A 20111-nucleotide genomic window follows, 5' to 3' on the forward strand; every position below is an offset into this window, starting at 1 on the left:
ACCAGAAATTTTGAAAATATCTTTATTTCGAGTGATGGGGTGTTTGATCGGCCGTCATCGCGAGCAGGCTCGCTCCCACATTTTGGAATGCATTCCCCTGTGGGAGCGAGCCTGCTCGCGATGGGGCCGGTAGCTTCAGCGCAAAATAATCAGATGCCCCAAAACCTGGTGCTGTTCAAACCCCAACACCCCTTGCAACGAACTCAACACCGCCTGCGGGTCCTTGCTCGGAAAACTGCCACTGACTCGCCGCGCCGCCAGTTCATCGTTGAGCAGCACAATCCGCCCCGGGTAATAACGTCCCAGGTCTTGCACCACCTCGGCGAGTGTCGCCTTGTAGTAATTGAGCCAACCCTGACGCCACGCCAATTGCGCTTCGCTGTCGACGCTGTGGAGTTTTTCCGCCAAACCATCGCCATAAGCCACTTGCTGGCCAGCCGTCAGGATTTGCTGCGCGGCGTTCTTGTCCGCCGTCACACCGACGCGCCCGGACAACACCGTAACCTGCGCACCGTGCGGTTGCAGGCGTACTTCGAACTGAGTCCCCAGCACCTTCGCCTGGCCCTGTTCAGCGTCCACCATAAACGGCTCGCCGTTGTGGGTCACACTGAAAAATCCGGCTCCGCGACGCAGCTGAACGTGCCGTTCGCCACGACTGAAATCCACCGCAATCGCGCTGTCGGCATCCAAAGTGACTTGCGACTGATCGGCCAGCGTGACAGTGCGAATTTCCCCCGGCGCCGACACATAGTCCGCGCCCAGATCATCGACCCAGCGCGTTGGCTGCCAACCCGTGCCAAGTCCGATCATCAACAACAGGCACGCGGCCATGGCCAACGCGCCAGACCAGCGTCGCACATTGTTGCGCCGAGACTGGTTCATGGCATTGAGGTAACCCTGCAAGGCAAACGCGTCTTCATCGGCCAGCGTTCGGGCCGGTACTTCGCTCAACTCCCACACCACTTGCGCCTGGGCGTAAGCCTCGGCATGGGCGGGGTCGGCCTGCAACCAGCGACTGAACGTGAGTTGATCGCCGCTGCTGGGCTGATCATGCAACAGGCTCAGCCAGGCGAAGGCCGTCTGCTCCTGCGCGAGCGTCGGGGTGACGCGTTCGGTGTTGTTCACAGTGCTTTCCCAGGCGTGCGCGGTTCGGGCTCCCGCAGGCTGGCCTTGCAAGCCTCGAGGGCGCGCATCATATGTTTTTCCACGGCGCTTTGGGACAAACCCATGGCCTTCGCGATCTCGGCGTATTTGCGGCCGTGGATACGGTTGAGCAAAAAGATCTGTCGCGTGCGCTCAGGCAACGCGCGCAACGCCGCTTCGACGTGACGCAAATCGTTGCCCGCCTCCAACGCCGCTTGCGGTTCGCTGCCGTGGCTGTCCGGTTGATCCGGCATCCAGCACTCATTGACCCGCACCCGCGTGCCTTCGCTGCGCAAATGGTCGATGGCGATGTTGCCGGCGCAGCGCAACAGGTAAGTGCTGAGCTCTTCGACCTGCACCAGTGGCCGACGCCAGAAGCGCAGGAACAAGTCCTGCACCAAGTCCGCGGCCGTCGCCCGACACCCGACACGACGACTCACCAGTGCTTCCATTTGTGAACGCTGAGAAAGGAACACCTGCAGGAAATGCGCGCGCGCACCGCGATGCTCATCGTCATGGGGTTCGGGGGGGCTGGTGATCATCAGCTCAGCCCTTTGCAAACGCGGCAACGGGGCTGGCGAGCAGGCTCAAACCCGCCAGCACCAAGGCCAGGCGCGGGCGATATGGCATCAACAGCACCAGCACCAGAGCGCTGAGCATCAACACCGCAAACCACTCCACCAATCCAAGTCCCCACCCCGTCGACGACACCGCGGCCCACAACGACAACGCCAGCAACAGCCAGCCACTGAGTTTCATTCCTTGGCGGCGACGGGCCGAGGGCTTGCGCCCCAGCAGTTCGGCGTGATGCCGATCCATGGATAAACAGAGCGCGGTGAAACCGCCGTAGCACAGCAGCAAGGCCAGAAACATTCAGTGCGCCTCTTGCTCAAGCATTATCGATTTCCCACGCGCTCGGGTGACGATTCCAGCCTGCCCCGAGCGCTGCATTTTCCACGCAGCCCAGGCGAAAAACAGACCACTGCCCAGGCACGCCAGATCGAAACCGGCCATGGCCCAATCGCCCTGCGCCACTGTGACGCCCAAGTGATAAGGCGTGGTCAGCGCGTTCAGCAGCGGCACCGCACAGAACAGCAACGCCGCCAGCGCCAACTGCTCGACCCACGCGGCGCGACCACGGCGGACCATGGCATGCAACACACTCAAGCCCCAGACGATGAAGAAGCCGTTCACTTCCCAATCTGCCCGCCCGTCCATCCCGACCGGCAACAATCGATTGGCCCAGAAGAACGCCACCACCGCGACCATCAACCCCGACATGCCGGCGATGTTCAGCACTTCCACCAGCCGTAACTCGAACGGCATCACACCGCTCTTCGCCTGTTTGAGCTGACGCTTGCCGAGCCAGACCACCAGCCCGGTACCGATCATCGCGGTGCCCGCCAAACCAAATATAAAGTACAGCCAGCGCAGCACCGGACCGGCGAAATGGCCCATGTGCAAGCCGTAGAAACTGCCGGCAATGGCCATTGGCAAGGGTTGTCCCGCCGTGACGCCAAGCAATTGCCCGGTCACCCCGTTGAATGTCAACGCGCTGCCAAAGTCGTGGACCACTCGGTCGGCGCCGTCACGCGCAAGAATGACTGAGGCATTCGCATCGCCCGGATTGTTCACCGTCAGCCGCCCGGTTCGCCCGCCCGACCACTGCTCGCGAGCCCGTTCCAGCAGCGGTGCCAACGGCGCCAACTGGCCTGGTTCACCGGAAAGTTCGGGGGTATTGGAAACAGGAAACACTTCATCGTAAAACGTATCGATGTCACTGCCATAAGAGGCAACGATGCTCGCCGGCATCACCATCGACATGAAAATCACCAGGCTGCTGTAAGTGATCATCAGGTGAAACGGCAACACCAGCACACCCACCGCGTTGTGCCCGTCGAGCCAGGAGCGCTGGCCTTTTCGCGGGCGGAAGGTGAAGAAGTCCTTGAAGATTTTCTTGTGGGTGATGATCCCGCTGATCAGCGCGACGAACATCACCATCGCTGTGAGGGTCGACAGCCAGCGACCCCACGGATAGGGCATCTGCAACTGAAAGTGGAAGCGGTAAAAGAACTCGCCACCGCGTGTGTCCCGGCCCTGCACTTGCGCGCCGGTTTGCGGGTCGAGGAGTTTTTCTGTGAATTGACCCCGCGTGCCGGGCTTGGCCGGTGCTTGCTGCCACCGCACCGACAGCGCGGGTTCGCGAGAATCAGGCAAATCGATGAGCCATCGCGAGGCACCGGCGGCGTGCTGCTGAAGATAGTGCTGGGCCAGGGTCAGACTGGCTTCGGGGGACACCGAACGGGCGGGAATTTCCGGCTGCATCCAGTGGCTGATCTCATCCTTGAAATAGGCGAGTGTGCCAGTCAGGAAAATCGCGAACAGCAGCCAGCCGAAGATCAGCCCGGCCCAGGTGTGCAGCCAGGCCATGGCCTGACGAAAGCCCTCTTTCATGAGTGGCCCATCCAGTACGCCAACCCCGACACCGCCGCCAAAACGGCGCTTGGCACGATTAATCCGAACCAGGCTTGCCACGCACTGCGACAGGCAAAGCACCAGAGTACGGCGACCAGATAGACCAGAAACGAGCTCATCATCCCGGTGACCACCGCTTCGGCGCGGGCCATCGGCAGCCACATCGTCAGGCTGACACTCGCCAATGCTGCGACGAGGTACCCCCCCAGCACGGCGGCCAGTACTCGGGAAGTGACAGCCAGCCGGTAGGAAACGGGGAGCGCGGTGATTTTGCCTTTCATGTTTCGACCTTGAAACGGGTGAAGCCTCGTGAACGTCACAGGACCAACAAGGCCGCAATATTAATGATAAATATTCTCATATGCAAAATAGTTGCGATGGGAGGGATGCCTACCTGCCGAAACACGGGCCTGGTGATGATCGTTCCTACCACCACCTGATCGTTCCCATGCTCCGCGTGGGAATGCCTCAATGGACGCTCTGCGTCCGCTGTGGATGCTGGGACGCGGAGCGTCCCGGGATGCATTCCCACGCAGAGCGTGGGAACGATCAACCCCACAAACCAAAACGGGCCTGCGTTTGCAGGCCCGTTTTCAGTGGGAAGGTGAAAAATTAATCAGGCTTCAGCCGTTTTGCGCAGCCTGTTCGTTCTCGAGAAACTCTTCTTCCAGCAGCACATCAGCATGAGCGCCCCTCTCGAACGGCACCACAGCGGCACGTGGTTTGCCCCGCAGTTTGCCGAACAGATGTTCCAGCGCATGTTCGAGTTTTTCGGCCGCCCCGTCGATCGCCAGTTCCAGGTTTGCGGCTTTATGGGTTACAGAAATCGGTTGGTGGCCTTTTGGCCGCGCTTCCAGCTGACAGCGCATGTCATGGGGACCGGGCTTGTCGCCGTTCTCGTCCCGCAGATGAACCTCGACGCGTGTCAGGTCCTCCTCATAACGTTCGAGCGTGCTCTCAATGGTAGTACGTACCCACTCCTCCAGTCGGATGCTGCCTTGAATATGGTTATCGCTGTTGACTTGGATTTGCATAGTTCATCCCTTATTTCAGCTAGCTCGCGAGAGGCGCATCGGCTGGCCCTTGGGCGTCATCACCGTGACCTCTTACTTACACAATCGGTCTGCTCGCAGAACAATTCAACCCCTAAAAAAAGATAATTTTTGATTCGCAAAAAAAGCCGGACAAGGAGCAAAAGCGCTGTTAAGGTCGGGAGTTGGGTCGCCTCGCTTCTTTGTCATAATTGCTCACATTTGCCGCTCCGCCAGTGGGTGCAGACTCCGGAAAATCCCCGCCTCCTCTACCAGCCAGTCATGCACCGCTCGCACGCCCGGATGGCTCAGCGCACCCGGCGCATAGAGCAGCACGTAACGCTTGTGATTGGGCACCGCCAGGCCAAACGGCACGATCAACGTCCCCCGCTCCAGCTCATCGTTGAGCAACGTTCGCCGCGCAATCGCCACGCCCATCCCGGCAATCGCCGCTTCGATGGTCAGGTGATTGCGATTGAAGGTATGCCCGCGCCGCACGTCCGCACCTTCGAAGCCAATGGCATTGAGGTAAAACTCCCATTCCGCGTACTCGTAACTGCCGCGCCAGGCAGTGATGTCGTGCAACAACGGAAAGTGCATCAGATCCGCCGGGCCATGCAGCGGCGGGCGGCCGCGCAACAGGCTCGGGGCACAGACGGGGAAGATTTGTTCGTCGAGCAAGGCAGTGGATAAAAGTCCGGGATAGCTGCCGTCATTCAGGTCGATGGCCAAATCGAAGTCGCCTTCATGCAATGGCACGCTGCTGTCCTCGGCCACCAGGCGCAATTGAATGTCCGGAAAGCGCTGCTGCAATCGCGGCAGGCGCGGCGTCAGCCACTTGCTCAGGAACGACGGAATCGAGCGCAGCCGTAAAATCCCGCTGATCATCCCCGCATCCAGCCGTCGCAATTCCGCGTCGATGCTGCCGTAAGCCTCGTTGACCGTGATGGCCAGTCGCTGGCCCTCGGCACTCAATTCCACACCCCGAGCGCGACGGTGGAAAAGTCGAAACCCCAGACGTTCTTCCAGTTGTCGGATTTGCTGACTGACCGCACCCGGTGTGATGTGCAGCTCTTCGGCACATCGGGTGAACGACAAGTGCCGCGCGGCACACGAAAACACGTGCAGCCAGACGTAGGTCTGGGCATGCAATTGACGACTCATCGTTTAGTCCTGCTAAAGGCTGTCTTAGGAAGTTTCGTTGGTCACGTAGGACCGAGGTAGGCAGTATCGCCGACATTGCGCTTGTCCTACAAAACATGGCAGCGATTCCTCTTCCATTGCTTGTATAGGCTTTAGCATGGCTATCAGTGTTTTCGATCTCTTCAAAGTCGGTATCGGTCCGTCCAGTTCCCATACCGTCGGCCCGATGCGCGCCGCTGCGACTTTCGCCCAGGCACTGATTGACCAGCAATTGCTGGACGCCGTACGTCGGGTGGAAATCCGTCTTTACGGTTCCCTTTCCGCCACCGGCGTCGGCCACGCCACCGACCGCGCCTGTGTCATGGGCCTGATGGGCGAATGGCCGGACAGCATCGATCCCACTTCCATCGACAGCCGAATCCAGACCCTGCGTGAAACCGGCGAACTGTCTCTGGCAGGCAAAACCACCATTGCCTTCAACTGGCAGAGCGATCTTCTGTTGCTCGACGAGTGCCTCCCCTACCACCCCAACGCCATGTCCCTGACAGCCTTTGGCGAAACCGGTGAGTTGTCGGAGCAAACGTACTACTCGATCGGCGGCGGTTTCATCATCGAAGCGGCCGAAGCCGAGTCCGGCATCGCGCCAACCAGCGAGGTGGTGCTGCCGTACGACTTCTCCAGCGCCGCCGAATTACTCAAGCTCTGCAACCAGCACGGCCTGCGCGTTTCCGAGTTGATGATGGCGAATGAATTGGCCTGGCGCAGCGAAGCCGAAATCCGCCAGGGCCTGCTGCACATCTGGTCGGTGATGCGCGAGTGCGTCGAGCAAGGCTTGCGCCACGAAGGCATCCTGCCCGGCGGTCTGAATGTTCCGCGCCGCGCCGCGAAATTGCACCGCAGCCTGTTGGAAATCGGCAAGCCGAATGTCATCACCTCCACGCTGTCGGCCATGGAGTGGGTCAACCTGTTCGCCCTCGCCGTGAACGAAGAAAACGCAGCGGGCGGACGAATGGTCACCGCGCCTACAAACGGCGCGGCGGGGATCATTCCGGCGGTGCTGCACTACTACATGAAATTCAACCCGGACGCGTCGGACGATGACGTCGTGGCGTTCTTTTTGGGCGCGGCGGCCGTAGGCATTCTCTGCAAGAAAAACGCATCGATCTCCGGTGCCGAAGTCGGTTGCCAGGGCGAAGTCGGCTCGGCCTGCGCCATGGCCGCTGCCGGGCTGGCCGACGTGCTCGGCGCCACGCCGGAGCAACTGGAGAACGCCGCCGAAATCGGCCTGGAACACAACCTCGGCCTGACCTGCGACCCGGTCGGCGGGCTGGTGCAAGTGCCGTGTATCGAACGCAACGCGATCGCCGCCGTGAAGGCGATCAATGCCACGCAAATGGCCCTGCGCGGCGACGGCAAACACTTCATTTCCCTGGACCGGGTGATCCGCACCATGCGCGATACCGGCGCCGACATGCATGACAAATACAAAGAGACTTCACGGGGCGGCCTGGCGGTGAGCTGGGTGGAGTGCTGAGGAGCATTCCCTGACCGTTTCGCGTGAGCCCGAGCAAGAACAATAACGAGGCGATACCGATGACCGATGTACGTACACCTGCTGCCGATAATCCCGCTGTAGACCTGACACGCAATAAAGAAATAACCCACAAAGGCTGGAGCAAACACGACACCACCTGGATGCTCGGTCTTTACGGCACCGCGATCGGTGCCGGCACCCTGTTCCTGCCAATCAACGCCGGGGTCGGTGGTTTCTGGCCATTACTGATCCTGGCGGTGCTGGCGTTTCCGATGACGTTCTTCGCCCACCGCGGCCTGACCCGTTTCGTATTGTCCGGGCGTTCCGGCGACATCACCGAAGTGGTGGAAGAACACTTCGGCATCGGCGCCGGCAAGCTGATCACGCTGCTGTATTTCTTCGCGATCTTCCCGATTCTGCTGGTGTACAGCGTCGCGCTGACCAACACCCTGAGCAGCTTCATGGAGCATCAGCTGCACATCGCTCCGCCACCGCGGGCGATTCTGTCGCTGGGCTTAATCCTCGGTCTGATGGCGATCGTGCGTTGCGGCCAGGGCGTCATCGTCAAATGCATGAGCGTGCTGGTTTATCCGTTCGTCGCGGCGTTGCTGTTGCTCGGTTTCAGCCTGATCCCGAACTGGAATGGCGCGTTCTTCGCCACCGCCAGTGAAGGGATGCCGATGCCGTTGTTCTTCAAAACGCTGTGGCTGGCGATTCCGGTGATGGTGTTCTCGTTCAACCATTCGCCGATCATTTCCGCCTTCGCCGTCGATCAGAAACAACGCTACGGCGAACAGGCCGAACCCAAGAGCAGCGGCATCCTCGCCATCGCCCACGCGATGATGGTGGTGACGGTGATGTTCTTCTGCTTCAGCTGCGTGATGGCCCTGTCCCCGGCTGATTTGGCGGCGGCGAAGGCGCAGAACATCTCGATCCTGTCGTACCTGGCCAACCACTTCCAGACCCCGGTCATCGCTTACGCTGCGCCGTTGATTGCGCTAGTGGCGATCACCAAATCCTTCCTCGGCCATTACATCGGCGCCAGCGAAGGCTTTCAGGGCCTGATCGTGAAAAGCCTGCGCGGTCGTGGCCGGGTGATGTCTTCCAGTTCGCTGAACCGCGTGACCGCGCTGTTCATGATCCTTAGCTGCTGGACCGTGGCGACCTTCAACCCGAGCATCCTCGGCATGATCGAAACCCTTGGCGGGCCGATCATCGCGTGCCTGTTGTTCCTGATGCCGATGTACGCCATCCGCCGCGTGCCGGCCTTGCGCCAGTACTCGGGTCAGGCTTCGAACGTGTTCGTGGTGCTGATCGGTTTGATTGCACTGTCTGCGATCATCTATTCATTCATGCCCTGAAACGGGCAGGAAAAAAGAAGGCGGGCCTCGGTGCCCGCCTCTTTTTTTCCGTGTCTATTGTTCGACAATTTTTCCGGCATGCCACTTGCTACGTCACTGCTGAGGCAAAAAGGACTTTTACATCTCAGCGAACGGCCTGCCGATGGTCTGGTATTGCGAACCAACCCGATCAAGTCCGGTCAACAACTGCACGTTCAATCAAGCGGTGACGCATCATGGACAACCCTTTTCAGCTCATTACCGATGCCTTTGCACCGGATTATCAGATCAACCTGAGCATTCAGGGTCTGGATGGCAGCATCATGCTGAGCCTCTCCAACAGCGGCCGCGTGGTCGCCAAACGGATGATCAGCGCCGAACAACGCAACGACCCCCAGCGCCTCAAACGCCTGGTGCAAAGCATTCAATTCGGCATCGCCATCGAACAAGGCCACAGCGCCGTGGCCATCCTTGAAGCCATGACCGACGGCGACAATCACACCCCGCCACCGCCACACGTCAAGGGCCACAGCCGGCCAGCCATGGGGCTTTAAATCTCGCCCTTCTCGACGTCGGGATGCTCACCGGAACCCGCACCGATCTTGCGTTGCGGGTGTTCGATCTTCACCGAAGGAAATTGCGACGAGGCGTAACGCACCACCAGAATCGCAAACGCCAGCAGCAGAATCCCGCCACACAGGTAGATGATCCCCACGTCCGGCGGATTGTGGTGCGAGACGTTGGAGATCAGCAGCCGCGTCAGCGCGGTGATCGCCACGTAGATCAGGAAACGCACCGGCATGTGGTTGGTCTTGAAGTAAATCCCGACCATCGCCCCCAGTTCCAGGTAGATGAACAGCAGCAAGATGTCATCGATCTTGATGTGCCCCGCCTCGATCATCTGCAAAAACTCCATCACCGCCGCCCACGCGGTGACTGCACCGATGGCGAACAGCGCCAGATAGTGGAAGGTCTCGACGAACAGGTTGCCCAGGGACTCGGCCAGTTGGTGCACGTTCTGCCGCAGGTTCTCGGCCCAGTTAATTTTCACGATGATTCTTCCTTAGCTCGGTTCGAGCGGATGATGCGGGTTTGACGTGACGGTTGTTCTGCATGCAGTAAAAAGGCCAGGGGCTGTTGGGTGAGATGGCGATAGGCTGCCACTGGACACTTTTGTGGAGAATTTCGAGGGCCTCATCGCGAGCAAGCTCGGCTCCCACAGGTCTTGCGCAGACCACCTGAATTCGGTCTACATTAAAAAGCCACTACCCAAAGCGCAGGGATTCGCTTATCCTTTTCGCTGTATATAAATACAGTGGTCGAATAAGACAACTTAATGTGAAGGCATGTGAGGTGGTGAATGGCCGTCGAAGTGGTATACCGCAGCAGCCGAGATCTGGAGCGCTTGTTCATGGATAAAGCCGAAGCTGACCGTCATGACAAAATGCTCGAACTGGCCGAGTTGCTGGCCGAAGTGTTGCAAAAAGCCGTTCCGTCCCTGACCGAACAGCAAGTGGAAGAAGCCGGGATCTACATGGCGAAGAATCGCGATGTGTTCGCCAAGGCGTTCAAGAGCCAGCCGGACGCGTTGTCCGAATTGCTGAATGCACCGGCTGAAGTTGTTGAAAAGTCTGAACCTGTTGAAGCGCCTGCACCTGTTGAAGTGGCAGACGCTGAGCCGACCAAGCCAGCTAAAGCCCCCAAGGCTGCCAAGTAAGCAACACCCGAATTGAATAGGCCCTGAGTCAAATGACTCAGGGCCTTTTTCATGTCTGCGAAAAACCTAAGCGTCGGGTTGTTCCAGCGCCTCGACCAGCGCCTTGAAGAAACGCGCCGCCTCGCCGCCCGTCACCACGCGATGATCGAAGGTCAGGGAAAGCGGCAGGACCGGATGCACCACCACCACGCCGTCGACCGCCACCGGTTCGTCACGAATTGCGCCAGCGGCGAGGATTGCCACTTGCGGTGGCACCACCACCGGGTTGGCGTAGCGGCCGAACAAGGTGCCGAAATTCGACAACGTCAGGGTCGCCCCCATCATTTCCTTGGGCGGAATCGATCGCGCCTGCACATCGGCTCTTAATCGCATGACCCCTTCCTTCAAATCAGCCGAGGTGCGATGACCGACATCGCGCAGCACGGGTACAAACAGGCCGTCCGGGGTGTCCACGGCGATGCCCAGATCGAGCCGTTCGTGCTGTTTGAGCGACAGGCTTTTGCCATCGAAGGCGCTGTTGAGCACCGGTTCCACGGCGCACGCTGCCGCCATCGCCTTGGCGAGACGAATCAGCGGTTCGCGTGCCTGACCCCAGCGGTGCAGATCGGCGTCACCGAAAATCGTCACCGGCACGACTTCCGCATGGGACCGGGCCATGTTCAGCGCCATGCTGCGCCGCACACCGCGCAACCGTTCGCCGCCGAAGCGCTCGCGCTCAGTTTGAGCCGCGTTTTCCACATCCGTGCGGGTGATCAACCCCTCGTGGCCGGAGCCCGTCAACCCGCTCAATTCCACGCCGAGTTGCCGAGCCAGTTGCCGCACGGCCGGCGTGGCGCGAGTCGCCAGGTGCTCTCGGGTCGAGGGGGCAGCCCCGATGTAAAACGAGTCTTCGTGACTGCTGCCGCCACCTTCGAGTCGCCCCACTACGGTGCCGGCGTCTGCTTCGCCTTCGTAACCGAGCAGGGGTTCACCGACGTGAATAATGTCGCCCTCGCCGCCGTAGAGTTTTGCCACCACGCCGTCATAGGGTGCAGGGATATCCACCAGCGCCTTGGCGGTTTCTACCGACACCAGCAGTTGATCGGCCTTGACGGCATCGCCAACGTTGACGTGCCAGCGGACGATTTCCGCCTCTTGCAAACCTTCGCCCAGATCCGGCAGTTTGAAATATTTCATTGCGGCCTCCTTGGGTTCAGGCGTCTTTTTAGAGGTAGTGCAGCAGTACATTGTCGCAGGCCAGCAAAATGTCCTCGACGTTGGGCATATAGAGCGACTCCAGTCGATACAGCGGCGGCGGAATGTCCGGCGCGGTGACTCGTTGAATGGGTGCCTGCAAGTCCAGCAACACCCGTTCGTAGAGACTCGCGGCGATTTCCGCACCGACGCCACAGGAGCGCGGAGCCTCGTGGACGATCACGCAGCGACCGGTCTTGCGCACTGAGGCTTCCAGGGTGTCGAGGTCCAGCGGCTTGATACTCGCGACATCGATCACTTCCGCCGAGACGCCCCGTTCGGCCAATGCGGTGGCGGCTTGCAGGGTTTCCATCACACAGGCGCCCCAGCTGATCAGCGTGACGTCGCTGCCTTCGCGCAGGGTGAAACAGCTGTCCAGCGGCAGGCGCTTGCCATCGTCCAACAGAGGTTGCGGGTTCATGCGATAAAGCCGGGTCGGTTCGAGAAACACCACCGGATCAGGGTCATCGATGGCCGCCAGCAACAAACCATAGGCCCGGGCCGGCGATGACGGAATCACCACCCGCAGACCTGGAATGTGCGCGAACAGTGCTTCAGTGCTTTCGCTGTGATGTTCTGGCGCCCGAATCCCCGCGCCCATCGGTGTGCGCATGACCATCGGGCAAGTGATCCGCCCGCGAGTGCGATTACGCATGCGGCTGGCGTGGGACACCAGGTGCTCCATGGCCGCGTAGATGAAGCCCATGAACTGGATTTCCACCACCGGTTTCAGGCCCTGAGCGGCCATGCCGACCACCAGTCCGCCGAGCATGGTTTCGGCCAGCGGCGAGTCAATCACTCGCTTGAAACCAAAGCTGTCGCGCAGCCCTTGAGTCGCGCGAAACACGCCGCCGTTCACCCCGACGTCTTCACCGAGGACGATGACGTTTTCGTCTTCGCTCATGGCCCGATGCAGCGCCAGGTTCACCGCCTCCAGCAACGTGACTTTGCCGTTACTCATGGCTCGAATCTCCCGCGCGGCGCGCCGCCCTTTCGAGCAACTCTTCACGCTGCCCGGCGAGGGACTCCGGCCATTGGGCGTAGACGTAATCCATGACCGATTCGGGTGCCTGAGTCCCCGCTGCTTCGAAGTTATCCACAGCACGCTGCACCAGGCCCTGGCATTCGCTGATCAGGGCCTGCTCGCGGCCTTCGTCCCAGACGCCCTGCCCGACCATGAAACGTTGCAGGCGTTTGACCGGTTCTTCCAGCCAGGCCTGCTTGACCTCGTCCGCCGGCCGGTAGCGTGTGGCATCGTCGGCGGTGGTGTGGTCGCCGAGGCGATAGCTCAGGCATTCCAGCAACACCGGGCCTTTACCGTGGCGTGCCCGTTCGAGGGCTGCTTGTACTCGGTCGTATACCGCGAGCATGTCATTGCCGTCGACCTGCTCACCGTGGAACCCGGCGCCGATCGCTTTCTGCGCCAGGGTCGGGGCACCGCACTGAATCCGTCGTGGTACCGAGATCGCCCATTGGTTGTTGTTGACCACGAACACCACCGGCAACTGCCAGGCACCGGCGACGTTGAGGGCTTCGAGGAAATCGCCTTTGCTGGTGGCGCCGTCGCCACAGGTGGTGACGGCGACCCGATGTTCGCCGCGGATTTTAAAGGCGCTGGCGACGCCGCAGGCATGCAAGGCCTGGGTGGCAATCGGCACACAGATCGGGAAGTCCTGGGCCGCCGCCGGTTCGGCAAAGTCGCTGCCGCGCTCGTCGCCACCCCAGTACAGGAGGATTTCTTCCATGCGCACCCCGCGCATCAACTGCACGGCGGTGTCACGGTAATACGGCACCAGCACGTCTTCGGCGTGCATCACGCTGCCGACGGCGACACCGATAGCTTCCTGGCCCAACGTCGGCGCATAAGTGCCAATGCGCCCGGTGCGTTGCAGGGCGACGGCTTTCTGATCAAAAAGACGGGTCAGGACCATCTGCCGATAGAGGCGCGTCAGCAAATTGAAATCGTCGGCCCAGGCAGGAAGTTCGCCGAGCAATTGGCCGTCAGGGGATAAAAATCGGGTGTAAGGCAGCTCAACCTTGTGAAGCATCCCAGGGGCTCCTGGCACGCCTCGTCAGCGTGCGTCAGTCAAGCCTGACGCTTGTGGCGCCAGGCCTTGGGAGCAAGTCTGCCGGGTAGGCCCTCACTCCTTCATCGGTTCACTTCATCGATACAGCACTTTCTCCGCCAATTCGTCTGCCACTCGGGCCGGCGAGCGTTTTTCCGCCTGAGCATGGGCAAAGACTTCGGTCAGCCGTGAGCTGATTTTCGACAGGTGTGCGGTGATGGTCGTTAGCTCTTCGCCACGGTGTTTGAGCGAAACGTAGATCAGCCCGCCGGAATTGATCACGTAATCCGGCGCATACAGAATGCCCCGTCGCTCCAGTTGATCGGCGACTTCCAGATGGGTCAATTGGTTGTTCGCCGAACCGGCCACCGCTGCGCAGCGCAATTGCGTCACGCTGTGGCTGTTGAGCACGCCGCCGAGTCCACAGGGCGCGAGAATGTCGCAAGGGGTGCTGAGCAGCGCGTCGTTGGCAATCGGGTGAGCGCCGAGTTGCTCCATCGCCAGTTGGACCTTGCCGTGATCGATGTCACTGACCAGCAGTTCGGCTCCGGCGGCATGCAGCTGTTCGGCGAGGGCAAAGCCGACATTGCCTAGCCCTTGAATCGCCACTCGCAGGCCTTCGAGGTTATCGCTGCCCAGACGGGCCATGGCGGTGGCACGAATGCCGGTGAACACCCCCATCGCCGCGTGCGGCGCAGGGTCGCCCGCCGAGGTGGTGCTGGTGACGTGTTGAGTCTGCTGGGCGATGCAATCCATGTCCGCCACGGAGGTGCCACTGTCGATGGCGGTGATGTAGCGGCCGTCGAGCTGATTGATACAGCGCCCGAACGCTTCGAACAGTGCCGCGCGGTTTTCCACATGGACCGGGCGGACAATCACCGCAACGCCGCCACCCTGAGCCAGGCCGGCCAGCGCCGCCTTGTAACTCATGCCTTGAGCAAGGCGTACCGCGTCCTCGACGGCGGACTCGTCGCTGGGATAGGCAAGGTAACGACACCCGCCCAGGGCAGGCCCCAGACGGCTGTTATGGATGGCAATCACCGCCTTCAACCCGGTGACCGAGTCGACGCTCAGATGCAGCGATTCAAGGCGAGTGCTTTGCATGAGAGCGAACATCGTAGGGCTCCCGAAAGACTTCTTGTAGTCGCCAGTATAGGCTTGCGCCCAAAAATTGCAGAAGCGCACGGGAATAAGCGACGCCGCCATGCAGACTTTCGGACATAACCTGTAACCGCCTATGTGCGGCACTGGACGAATGCCGAAGACGGGGCTAAAACGAGGCATTCCCCGGAGATTTTGATGACCCCGCGCCAACGCTTTTTCGACTGTTTACAACGAACTCCGCCCGCGTTGTTCGAGGCGGCGCTGTGGATTGCCGTCGAGCACGACAACGAGGTGAATCCAGAGGCGTCGCTGGCGGATTTCAAGAGCCTGCAACAGCGGGTCAGTTATGGCTTGCCGATGTTGCCGGTGAGCGAACTGGCCCAACCGTTGTTACGTCGTATGAATGACCTGGGATTTGCCCAGGACGACTTCACGCCATTGCGACCGCACGTCGCGCTGATCAATCACGTGCTGGAACGCCGGCGTGGGCAGCCGCTGAGTCTGGGGTTAATTGCCCTGGAGCTGGCCAAAGGTCTGGAGATCCCCATGGTCGGGGTCAACTTTCCCGGGCATTTCCTGCTGCGAGTACCGGGCGCCGATCACCTGCTGGACCCGTGCGGCGGGCGCCGGTTGTACCCCAACGATTGCCGGGAGTTGCTGCAACGCCAGTACGGCCCGAACATGAAGCTCAGCGCCGAGCATTTGCTCACCGCCGAGCCGATGCAAATGCTGCAGCGACTGTCGCGCAATCTGCGTCAGTTACACCTTTCTCACGATGACTACATCGGCGCCCTGATCGACGCCGAACGGGTGCTGGAACTGGGCAACGCCAGTGCCTCCGACTACCTGGCCCGGGCCAGCCTCTATCAACGGCTGGACTGCCCGAACGCCGAGCGCTTTGACCTCGAACATGCGCTGCTGCTCAGCGACGACCCGATTCAGCGGATTCGCCTGACGGAACGATTAGGGCACCTGCCGCCAAACTCCATCGTCCACTAACCCCGGCTTTTTGTAGGAGCGAGGCTTGCCCGCGAACCAGGCGCCTCGGTCCATCAGCAATACCGCATCATCGTTCTTCGCGGGCAAGCCTCGCTCCTACAGGGCCGGTGTGAGGTGTTAAGGGGTGTCTGGCTGATTCGCCGGATGCGCCTTGATGAACGCCGGATGTGTGGCCGCCAACGCCGCTACCCGGCGAATCCGTGGATACGGCTCCAGTGAGATGTTGAAACGCTCGGCGGCGTACAGTTGCGGGATCAGATAGGTATCCGCCAGGCCCGGCTGCGGCCCAAAGCAATAACCCTCATCCCCAATCAACTGTTCAACCGTCGCCAACCCTTGGCTGATCCAGTGCCCGATCCACTCCACCACGTGCGGTTCATCGTGCCCCAACTGCCGCAGCTTGTTGAGCACGCTGACGTTGTGCAGCGGATGCACATCGCAACCAATCACCGCCGCCACGCCACGCTCATGGGCGCGAGCGGCGAGGTCTTTGGACAGCAGCGGCACCTGTGGATAACGTTCCTCCAGGTACTCGATGATCGCCGGAGACTGGATCAACAGCTCACCGTCGTCAGTGCGCAAGGCCGGCACTCGACCTTGCGGGTTGACGGCGAGATACGGCGGCTGTCGATGCTCCCCACCTTGCGGCGCGATCAGGTTGATCGGCAGCGCCTGGTAATCCAGCCCCTTGAGCGCCAGCGCGATACGCACCCGATAGGACGAAGTCGAACGGTAGTAGGTATAGAGTTCCATGACCCGATCCTCTTAGCGCGCCGGCAGCACTTTACCGCGGCATTCACCGAAACCGATGGAGGCAAAACCGTCGCGGCTGCAACGGGCGCGCAGGATGATTTCGTCGCCGTCCTCAAGGAACTTACGCACCTCGCCGGACGCCAGTTCGATCGGCTTTTTACCGCCCTCGGTGATTTCCAGCAGGCTGCCGAACTGATCGTTTTCCGGGCCAGATAAAGTGCCCGAACCGAACAGGTCGCCGGCCTGCAACTGGCAGCCGTTGACGCTGTGGTGCGCGACCATTTGCGCCACGGTCCAGTACATGTGTTGGGTGTTGCTCAGGGTCAGGCGATGGGCCGGCAGGTTCTGCTCGCGCATGGCTTCGGTGAGCAGCAGCACTTCCAGTTCGATGTCGAAGGCGCCAGCGGCCTGATCGCGTTTGTCGAGCAGGTACGGCAGCGGCTGCGGATCGCCGTCCGGACGTGCCGGTTGAGCACGACGGAACGGCTCAAGCGCTTCGGCAGTCACCACCCACGGCGAGATGCTGGTGATGAAGCTTTTCGACAGGAACGGCCCCAGCGGCTGGTATTCCCAGGCCTGGATATCCCGTGCGGACCAGTCGTTGAGCAGGCAGAAACCGGCGATGTGATCGGCGGCGTCACCGATGGCGATCGAGTCGCCCATGTCGTTGCCCTGGCCGATCCAGATGCCCAGTTCCAGTTCGTAATCCAGACGTGCGCACGGCCCAAAGGTTGGCTCGGTTTGGCCGGCTGGCAGGGTCTGGCCTTTCGGACGACGAACGTCAGTACCGGACGGGCGAATGGTCGAGGCACGACCGTGATAACCGATCGGCACGTATTTGTAGTTCGGCAGCAGCGGGTTGTCTGGACGGAACAGTTTGCCGACGTTCTGCGCGTGCTCGATGCCGACGTAGAAGTCGGTGTAGTCGTTGATTTTCGCCGGCAGGTGCATCTCGCAATTCGCCGCCAGTGGCAGCAGTTTTGCGCCTTGGGCCTCGATCTTGCCGTGAAGGGTGCTGCCTTCTTTGAACAGTTCGAGCAAGCGTTCGCGCAGGGCAACGCGAGCCTCGCGGCCGAGCTCGAAAAACGCATTCAGCTGACCGCCACGGGTGGCCTCGACTGCCGCTTTCGCCGCACCGTCGAACAAACCCGCGCCCAATGCTGTTTCGAGGTCAAAGATGTGGTCGCCGATGGCCACACCGCTACGGGGTGCGGAGCCCTTCACGCTGAACACACCCAGCGGCAGGTTCTGCAGAGGGAAGTCAGCATGGCCGTTGGCGGAGGCAACCCAGCTACGAGTGATGGAAGTCTGAGTCATGGGTTATCTCCGGGTCGGGTCGAAAGTGGCGGGCAGCGTGGCCCAGCAGGCATCGTAGTTGTTTTGCAGTTGCGGGCAATCCAGGGCGAAACGGCTCGGGCGCAGCACCTGGCTGGTCTCGAACATGAACGCCATGGTGTTGTCGATTTTCGCTGGCGAAAGTTCGGCGTTGATCGCCTTGGTACAGGTTTCGCCGTCCGGGCCGTGGGCGCTCATGCAGCTGTGCAAGGACGCGCCGCCGGGCACGAAGCCTTCGGCCTTGGCGTCGTACTCGCCCTTGATCAGGCCCATGAATTCGTTCATCAGATTGCGGTGGAACCACGGCGGACGGAAGGTTTTCTCGGCGACCATCCAGCGTGGCGGGAAGATCACGAAGTCCAGATTGGCCAGACCGTGGACGCTGGTTGGCGAGGTCAGGACGGTGAAAATCGACGGATCCGGGTGATCGAAGCTGACCGTGCCGATGGTGTTGAAACGACGCAGGTCATATTTGTACGGCACGTTATTGCCGTGCCAGGCGACCACGTTCAGCGGCGAATGATCGAGCTCGCAGCCCCACAACTGACCGAGGAACTTCTGCACCAGGGTGGTCGGTTGTTTGAGGTTTTCGTAATGGGCGACCGGCGTCAGGAAGTCCCGTGCGTTGGCCAGGCCGTTGCTGCCGATAGGTCCCAAGTCCGGCAGGCGCAGCGGCGCACCGTGGTTTTCGGCGATGTAGCCGCGGGCTTGTGGGTCGAGCAGTTCAACGCGAAATTTCAGACCGCGTGGCAGCACGGCGATTTCCAGCGGCTCCAATTCAAGCACGCCCAATTCGGTGGCGATGCGCAGGCGCCCCAGTTCCGGCACCAGCAACAGTTCGCCGTCAGCGTTGAAAAACACGCGCTCCATGGAGCGGTTGGCGCGGTAGCTATAGATGCTGATCCCGGCCGGTTTTTCCGCACCCGAGTTGGCGGCCATGCTGACCAACCCGTCGATGAAATCGGTGGGTTCGCTCGGAATATCCAGCGGGTTCCAGCGCAGGCGATTGGGGGTCACTTCACCCAAGGGACCGCCGGCCAGTTGCCGATCCAGTTTGACGAACGCAGGGTGATTGGCCGATGGCTGAATGCGGTACATCCAGGTGCGCCGCGCTTCGCTGCGAGGCATGGTGAACGCCGTGCCGGAGAACAATTCGGTGTAGAGACCGTAAGGGGCTTTTTGCGGGGAGTTCTGGCCGACGGGCAGTGCGCCGGGCAACGCTTCGCTGCTGAATTCGTTGCCGAAGCCGGACTGATAAGCCAGCGCGGGCGCCGTTGAATCGAGGTTCATGGAGCCTCCTGAACAGGGAGTAGGCAATGGCCTGTCACTCCGCTTGAGAGGTCTCGGCACGCCCGGGTTATTTTTATCGTAATTCGATTACGCACAACGTAATTTGATTGGTATTGACCGTCAAGCTATAAAGACGCCCATTCGTCCCGGGATCAGACCGCCTCCATGGAAACGCCGCGCAGCAACGATAAACAGAAAGTCCGCTCGGCCGAGGTCGGCACCGACATCCTCAAAGCTTTGGCCGAGTTGTCGCCATCGACTTCACTGTCGCGCCTGGCCGAACACGTACAGATGCCGGCCAGTAAGGTTCATCGCTATTTACAGGCACTGATTGCCAGTGGTTTTGCTGAACAGAATGCTGCCACCAACCATTACGGTCTGGGCCGCGAGGCCTTGCGCGTCGGTCTCGCCGCACTCAACAGTATGGACGTGCTGAAAGTCGGCGCCCTGCCCCTGGCCGAACTGCGCGATGAACTGAACGAAACCTGCTTTTTGGCGGTGTGGGGCAATAAGGGCGCAACCGTGGTGCATATCGAACCGGCGGTCCGCGCGGTGACGGTGGTGACGCAATTGGGCTCGGTGTTGCCATTGCTCAGTTCATCAACAGGTCTGGTGTTCGGCGCATACCTGCCCAAACGCGAAACCGTGGACTTGCGCGAGCAGGAATTGCAAAGCAGCTCGCCCCATGCGCTGGCGGACGATCAAGCCTATGCAACGTTGTGCGAACAGATCCGCGAACGCGGTCTGCATCACGTGCATGGTTTGCTGATGCCGGGGGTCGATGCGTTATCGGCTCCGGTTTTCAATGCGGTCGGGAATGTAGCGGCGGTCATGACCATTGTTGGCCCGGCCTCATTGTTTCACGCAGACGAAAACGGCCCGGCGGCGCAGCGATTACTGGCGGCGACGCGGGCCGTGAGTTGGCGGATGGGGTATCAGCCCGAGTAA

The 20111-nt window shown here is 60.8% G+C and carries 20 protein-coding genes and 1 pseudogene; 6 read left to right on the forward strand and 15 right to left on the reverse strand.

Features of this window, described 5'->3' with window-relative positions; translation table 11 throughout:
• Window positions 1–135: 135 nt before the first annotated feature.
• The 7 genes from ACYZT5_RS19385 to ACYZT5_RS19415 form a co-directional block, all read right to left on the reverse strand.
• Window positions 136–1125 (reverse strand): FecR family protein, encoded by a 990-nt coding sequence (locus ACYZT5_RS19385; protein ID WP_462046975.1) that lies wholly within the window; start codon window positions 1123–1125, stop codon window positions 136–138.
• Window positions 1122–1685 (reverse strand): RNA polymerase sigma factor, encoded by a 564-nt coding sequence (locus ACYZT5_RS19390; protein WP_462046976.1) that lies wholly within the window; start codon window positions 1683–1685, stop codon window positions 1122–1124. The genes ACYZT5_RS19385 and ACYZT5_RS19390 overlap by 4 nt, the downstream gene beginning before the upstream one ends.
• Before the next feature lie 4 nt (window positions 1686–1689).
• A complete protein-coding gene (locus ACYZT5_RS19395; RefSeq protein WP_462042820.1) occupies window positions 1690–2016 on the reverse strand; it encodes a DUF3325 domain-containing protein in 327 nt (108 codons plus the stop codon).
• Window positions 2017–3597 (reverse strand): PepSY-associated TM helix domain-containing protein, encoded by a 1581-nt coding sequence (locus ACYZT5_RS19400; protein WP_462046977.1) that lies wholly within the window; start codon window positions 3595–3597, stop codon window positions 2017–2019.
• Window positions 3594–3899 carry a DUF3649 domain-containing protein gene (locus tag ACYZT5_RS19405; protein ID WP_462046978.1) on the reverse strand — a complete coding sequence of 102 codons (306 nt, stop codon included), beginning with the start codon at window positions 3897–3899 and terminating at the stop codon, window positions 3594–3596. The genes ACYZT5_RS19400 and ACYZT5_RS19405 overlap by 4 nt, the downstream gene beginning before the upstream one ends.
• A gap of 342 nt (window positions 3900–4241) precedes the next feature.
• Window positions 4242–4652, reverse strand: coding sequence for an HPF/RaiA family ribosome-associated protein (locus ACYZT5_RS19410; RefSeq protein WP_462046979.1), 411 nt, complete (start codon window positions 4650–4652; stop codon window positions 4242–4244).
• A 213-nt stretch (window positions 4653–4865) separates the two neighbouring features.
• The gene (locus ACYZT5_RS19415) at window positions 4866–5813 is read right to left on the reverse strand and encodes a LysR substrate-binding domain-containing protein (protein WP_462046980.1); all 948 of its coding nucleotides are present in this window, start codon (window positions 5811–5813) and stop codon (window positions 4866–4868) included.
• A 136-nt stretch (window positions 5814–5949) separates the two neighbouring features.
• Here ACYZT5_RS19415 and ACYZT5_RS19420 point away from each other — a divergent pair, with 136 nt between their 5' ends.
• The 3 genes from ACYZT5_RS19420 (at window position 5950) to ACYZT5_RS19430 (ending at window position 9220) form a co-directional block, all read left to right on the forward strand.
• Window positions 5950–7326 (forward strand): L-serine ammonia-lyase, encoded by a 1377-nt coding sequence (locus tag ACYZT5_RS19420; protein WP_462046981.1) that lies wholly within the window; start codon window positions 5950–5952, stop codon window positions 7324–7326.
• A 59-nt stretch (window positions 7327–7385) separates the two neighbouring features.
• A complete protein-coding gene (locus ACYZT5_RS19425; protein WP_462046982.1) occupies window positions 7386–8687 on the forward strand; it encodes a serine/threonine transporter in 1302 nt (433 codons plus the stop codon).
• A 215-nt stretch (window positions 8688–8902) separates the two neighbouring features.
• A complete protein-coding gene (locus tag ACYZT5_RS19430; protein WP_462046983.1) occupies window positions 8903–9220 on the forward strand; it encodes a DUF3509 domain-containing protein in 318 nt (105 codons plus the stop codon).
• Here the strand turns inward: ACYZT5_RS19430 and ACYZT5_RS19435 are convergent.
• Window positions 9217–9717: a phosphate-starvation-inducible protein PsiE gene (locus ACYZT5_RS19435; RefSeq protein WP_462046984.1), complete on the reverse strand. Its 501-nt coding sequence runs from the start codon at window positions 9715–9717 to the stop codon at window positions 9217–9219. The two genes, ACYZT5_RS19430 and ACYZT5_RS19435, sit on opposite strands and share 4 nt — an antisense overlap.
• Window positions 9718–10026: 309 nt before the next feature.
• Here ACYZT5_RS19435 and ACYZT5_RS19440 point away from each other — a divergent pair.
• A pseudogene (locus tag ACYZT5_RS19440) lies at window positions 10027–10281 on the forward strand (YebG family protein); the annotation flags it as partial.
• 168 nt (window positions 10282–10449) lie between these two features.
• Here the strand turns inward: ACYZT5_RS19440 and ACYZT5_RS19445 are convergent.
• The 4 genes from ACYZT5_RS19445 to ACYZT5_RS19460 all read right to left on the reverse strand — a co-directional run bounded on the left by ACYZT5_RS19445 (window position 10450) and on the right by ACYZT5_RS19460 (window position 14798).
• Window positions 10450–11559: a dihydrolipoamide acetyltransferase family protein gene (locus ACYZT5_RS19445; RefSeq protein WP_462046985.1), complete on the reverse strand. Its 1110-nt coding sequence runs from the start codon at window positions 11557–11559 to the stop codon at window positions 10450–10452.
• A 28-nt stretch (window positions 11560–11587) separates the two neighbouring features.
• Window positions 11588–12577, reverse strand: a complete 990-nt coding sequence (locus tag ACYZT5_RS19450) for an alpha-ketoacid dehydrogenase subunit beta (protein WP_462046986.1) — start codon at window positions 12575–12577, stop codon at window positions 11588–11590.
• The gene (pdhA, locus tag ACYZT5_RS19455) at window positions 12570–13664 is read right to left on the reverse strand and encodes a pyruvate dehydrogenase (acetyl-transferring) E1 component subunit alpha (protein WP_462046987.1); all 1095 of its coding nucleotides are present in this window, start codon (window positions 13662–13664) and stop codon (window positions 12570–12572) included. Before pdhA ends, ACYZT5_RS19450 begins: the two co-directional genes overlap by 8 nt.
• A 114-nt stretch (window positions 13665–13778) precedes the next feature.
• Complete coding sequence (locus ACYZT5_RS19460; protein ID WP_462046988.1) at window positions 13779–14798, reverse strand: Glu/Leu/Phe/Val dehydrogenase family protein; 1020 nt, start codon at window positions 14796–14798, stop codon at window positions 13779–13781.
• Between the two features lie 183 nt (window positions 14799–14981).
• Between ACYZT5_RS19460 and ACYZT5_RS19465 the strand changes: the two genes are divergently transcribed.
• Window positions 14982–15785: a SirB1 family protein gene (locus ACYZT5_RS19465; protein ID WP_462046989.1), complete on the forward strand. Its 804-nt coding sequence runs from the start codon at window positions 14982–14984 to the stop codon at window positions 15783–15785.
• 117 nt (window positions 15786–15902) lie between these two features.
• Here ACYZT5_RS19465 and maiA read toward each other — a convergent pair whose 3' ends face one another.
• Genes maiA through hmgA form a run of 3 tightly spaced genes read right to left on the reverse strand, consistent with a single transcriptional unit; the run spans window position 15903 to window position 19163 of the window.
• On the reverse strand, window positions 15903–16538 hold the full coding sequence (gene maiA / locus ACYZT5_RS19470; RefSeq protein ID WP_462046990.1) for a maleylacetoacetate isomerase: 636 nt from the start codon (window positions 16536–16538) through the stop codon (window positions 15903–15905).
• A 12-nt stretch (window positions 16539–16550) separates the two neighbouring features.
• Window positions 16551–17855, reverse strand: coding sequence for a fumarylacetoacetase (fahA, locus tag ACYZT5_RS19475; protein ID WP_462046991.1), 1305 nt, complete (start codon window positions 17853–17855; stop codon window positions 16551–16553).
• Between the two features lie 3 nt (window positions 17856–17858).
• Window positions 17859–19163: a homogentisate 1,2-dioxygenase gene (gene hmgA / locus ACYZT5_RS19480; protein WP_462046992.1), complete on the reverse strand. Its 1305-nt coding sequence runs from the start codon at window positions 19161–19163 to the stop codon at window positions 17859–17861.
• A 165-nt stretch (window positions 19164–19328) separates the two neighbouring features.
• On the opposite strand from hmgA, the gene ACYZT5_RS19485 reads away from it, so the two are divergent.
• Window positions 19329–20111 (forward strand): IclR family transcriptional regulator, encoded by a 783-nt coding sequence (locus ACYZT5_RS19485; protein ID WP_462046993.1) that lies wholly within the window; start codon window positions 19329–19331, stop codon window positions 20109–20111.

The organism is Pseudomonas sp. LB3P14 (assembly GCF_054898045.1).

Bases quoted from the DNA above. Each gene is read 5' to 3' on its own strand.
- ACYZT5_RS19390 (WP_462046976.1), bottom strand. From the start codon at position 1,685: ATGATCACCAGCCCCCCCGAACCCCATGACGATGAGCATCGCGGTGCG.
- ACYZT5_RS19395 (WP_462042820.1), bottom strand. From the start codon at position 2,016: ATGTTTCTGGCCTTGCTGCTGTGCTACGGCGGTTTCACCGCGCTCTGT.
- ACYZT5_RS19400 (WP_462046977.1), bottom strand. From the start codon at position 3,597: ATGAAAGAGGGCTTTCGTCAGGCCATGGCCTGGCTGCACACCTGGGCC.
- ACYZT5_RS19405 (WP_462046978.1), bottom strand. From the start codon at position 3,899: ATGAAAGGCAAAATCACCGCGCTCCCCGTTTCCTACCGGCTGGCTGTC.
- ACYZT5_RS19410 (WP_462046979.1), bottom strand. From the start codon at position 4,652: ATGCAAATCCAAGTCAACAGCGATAACCATATTCAAGGCAGCATCCGA.
- ACYZT5_RS19415 (WP_462046980.1), bottom strand. From the start codon at position 5,813: ATGAGTCGTCAATTGCATGCCCAGACCTACGTCTGGCTGCACGTGTTT.
- ACYZT5_RS19420 (WP_462046981.1), top strand. From the start codon at position 5,950: ATGGCTATCAGTGTTTTCGATCTCTTCAAAGTCGGTATCGGTCCGTCC.
- ACYZT5_RS19425 (WP_462046982.1), top strand. From the start codon at position 7,386: ATGACCGATGTACGTACACCTGCTGCCGATAATCCCGCTGTAGACCTG.
- ACYZT5_RS19430 (WP_462046983.1), top strand. From the start codon at position 8,903: ATGGACAACCCTTTTCAGCTCATTACCGATGCCTTTGCACCGGATTAT.
- ACYZT5_RS19445 (WP_462046985.1), bottom strand. From the start codon at position 11,559: ATGAAATATTTCAAACTGCCGGATCTGGGCGAAGGTTTGCAAGAGGCG.
- ACYZT5_RS19450 (WP_462046986.1), bottom strand. From the start codon at position 12,577: ATGAGTAACGGCAAAGTCACGTTGCTGGAGGCGGTGAACCTGGCGCTG.
- pdhA (WP_462046987.1), bottom strand. From the start codon at position 13,664: ATGCTTCACAAGGTTGAGCTGCCTTACACCCGATTTTTATCCCCTGAC.
- ACYZT5_RS19460 (WP_462046988.1), bottom strand. From the start codon at position 14,798: ATGTTCGCTCTCATGCAAAGCACTCGCCTTGAATCGCTGCATCTGAGC.
- ACYZT5_RS19465 (WP_462046989.1), top strand. From the start codon at position 14,982: ATGACCCCGCGCCAACGCTTTTTCGACTGTTTACAACGAACTCCGCCC.
- maiA (WP_462046990.1), bottom strand. From the start codon at position 16,538: ATGGAACTCTATACCTACTACCGTTCGACTTCGTCCTATCGGGTGCGT.
- fahA (WP_462046991.1), bottom strand. From the start codon at position 17,855: ATGACTCAGACTTCCATCACTCGTAGCTGGGTTGCCTCCGCCAACGGC.
- hmgA (WP_462046992.1), bottom strand. From the start codon at position 19,163: ATGAACCTCGATTCAACGGCGCCCGCGCTGGCTTATCAGTCCGGCTTC.
- ACYZT5_RS19485 (WP_462046993.1), top strand. From the start codon at position 19,329: ATGGAAACGCCGCGCAGCAACGATAAACAGAAAGTCCGCTCGGCCGAG.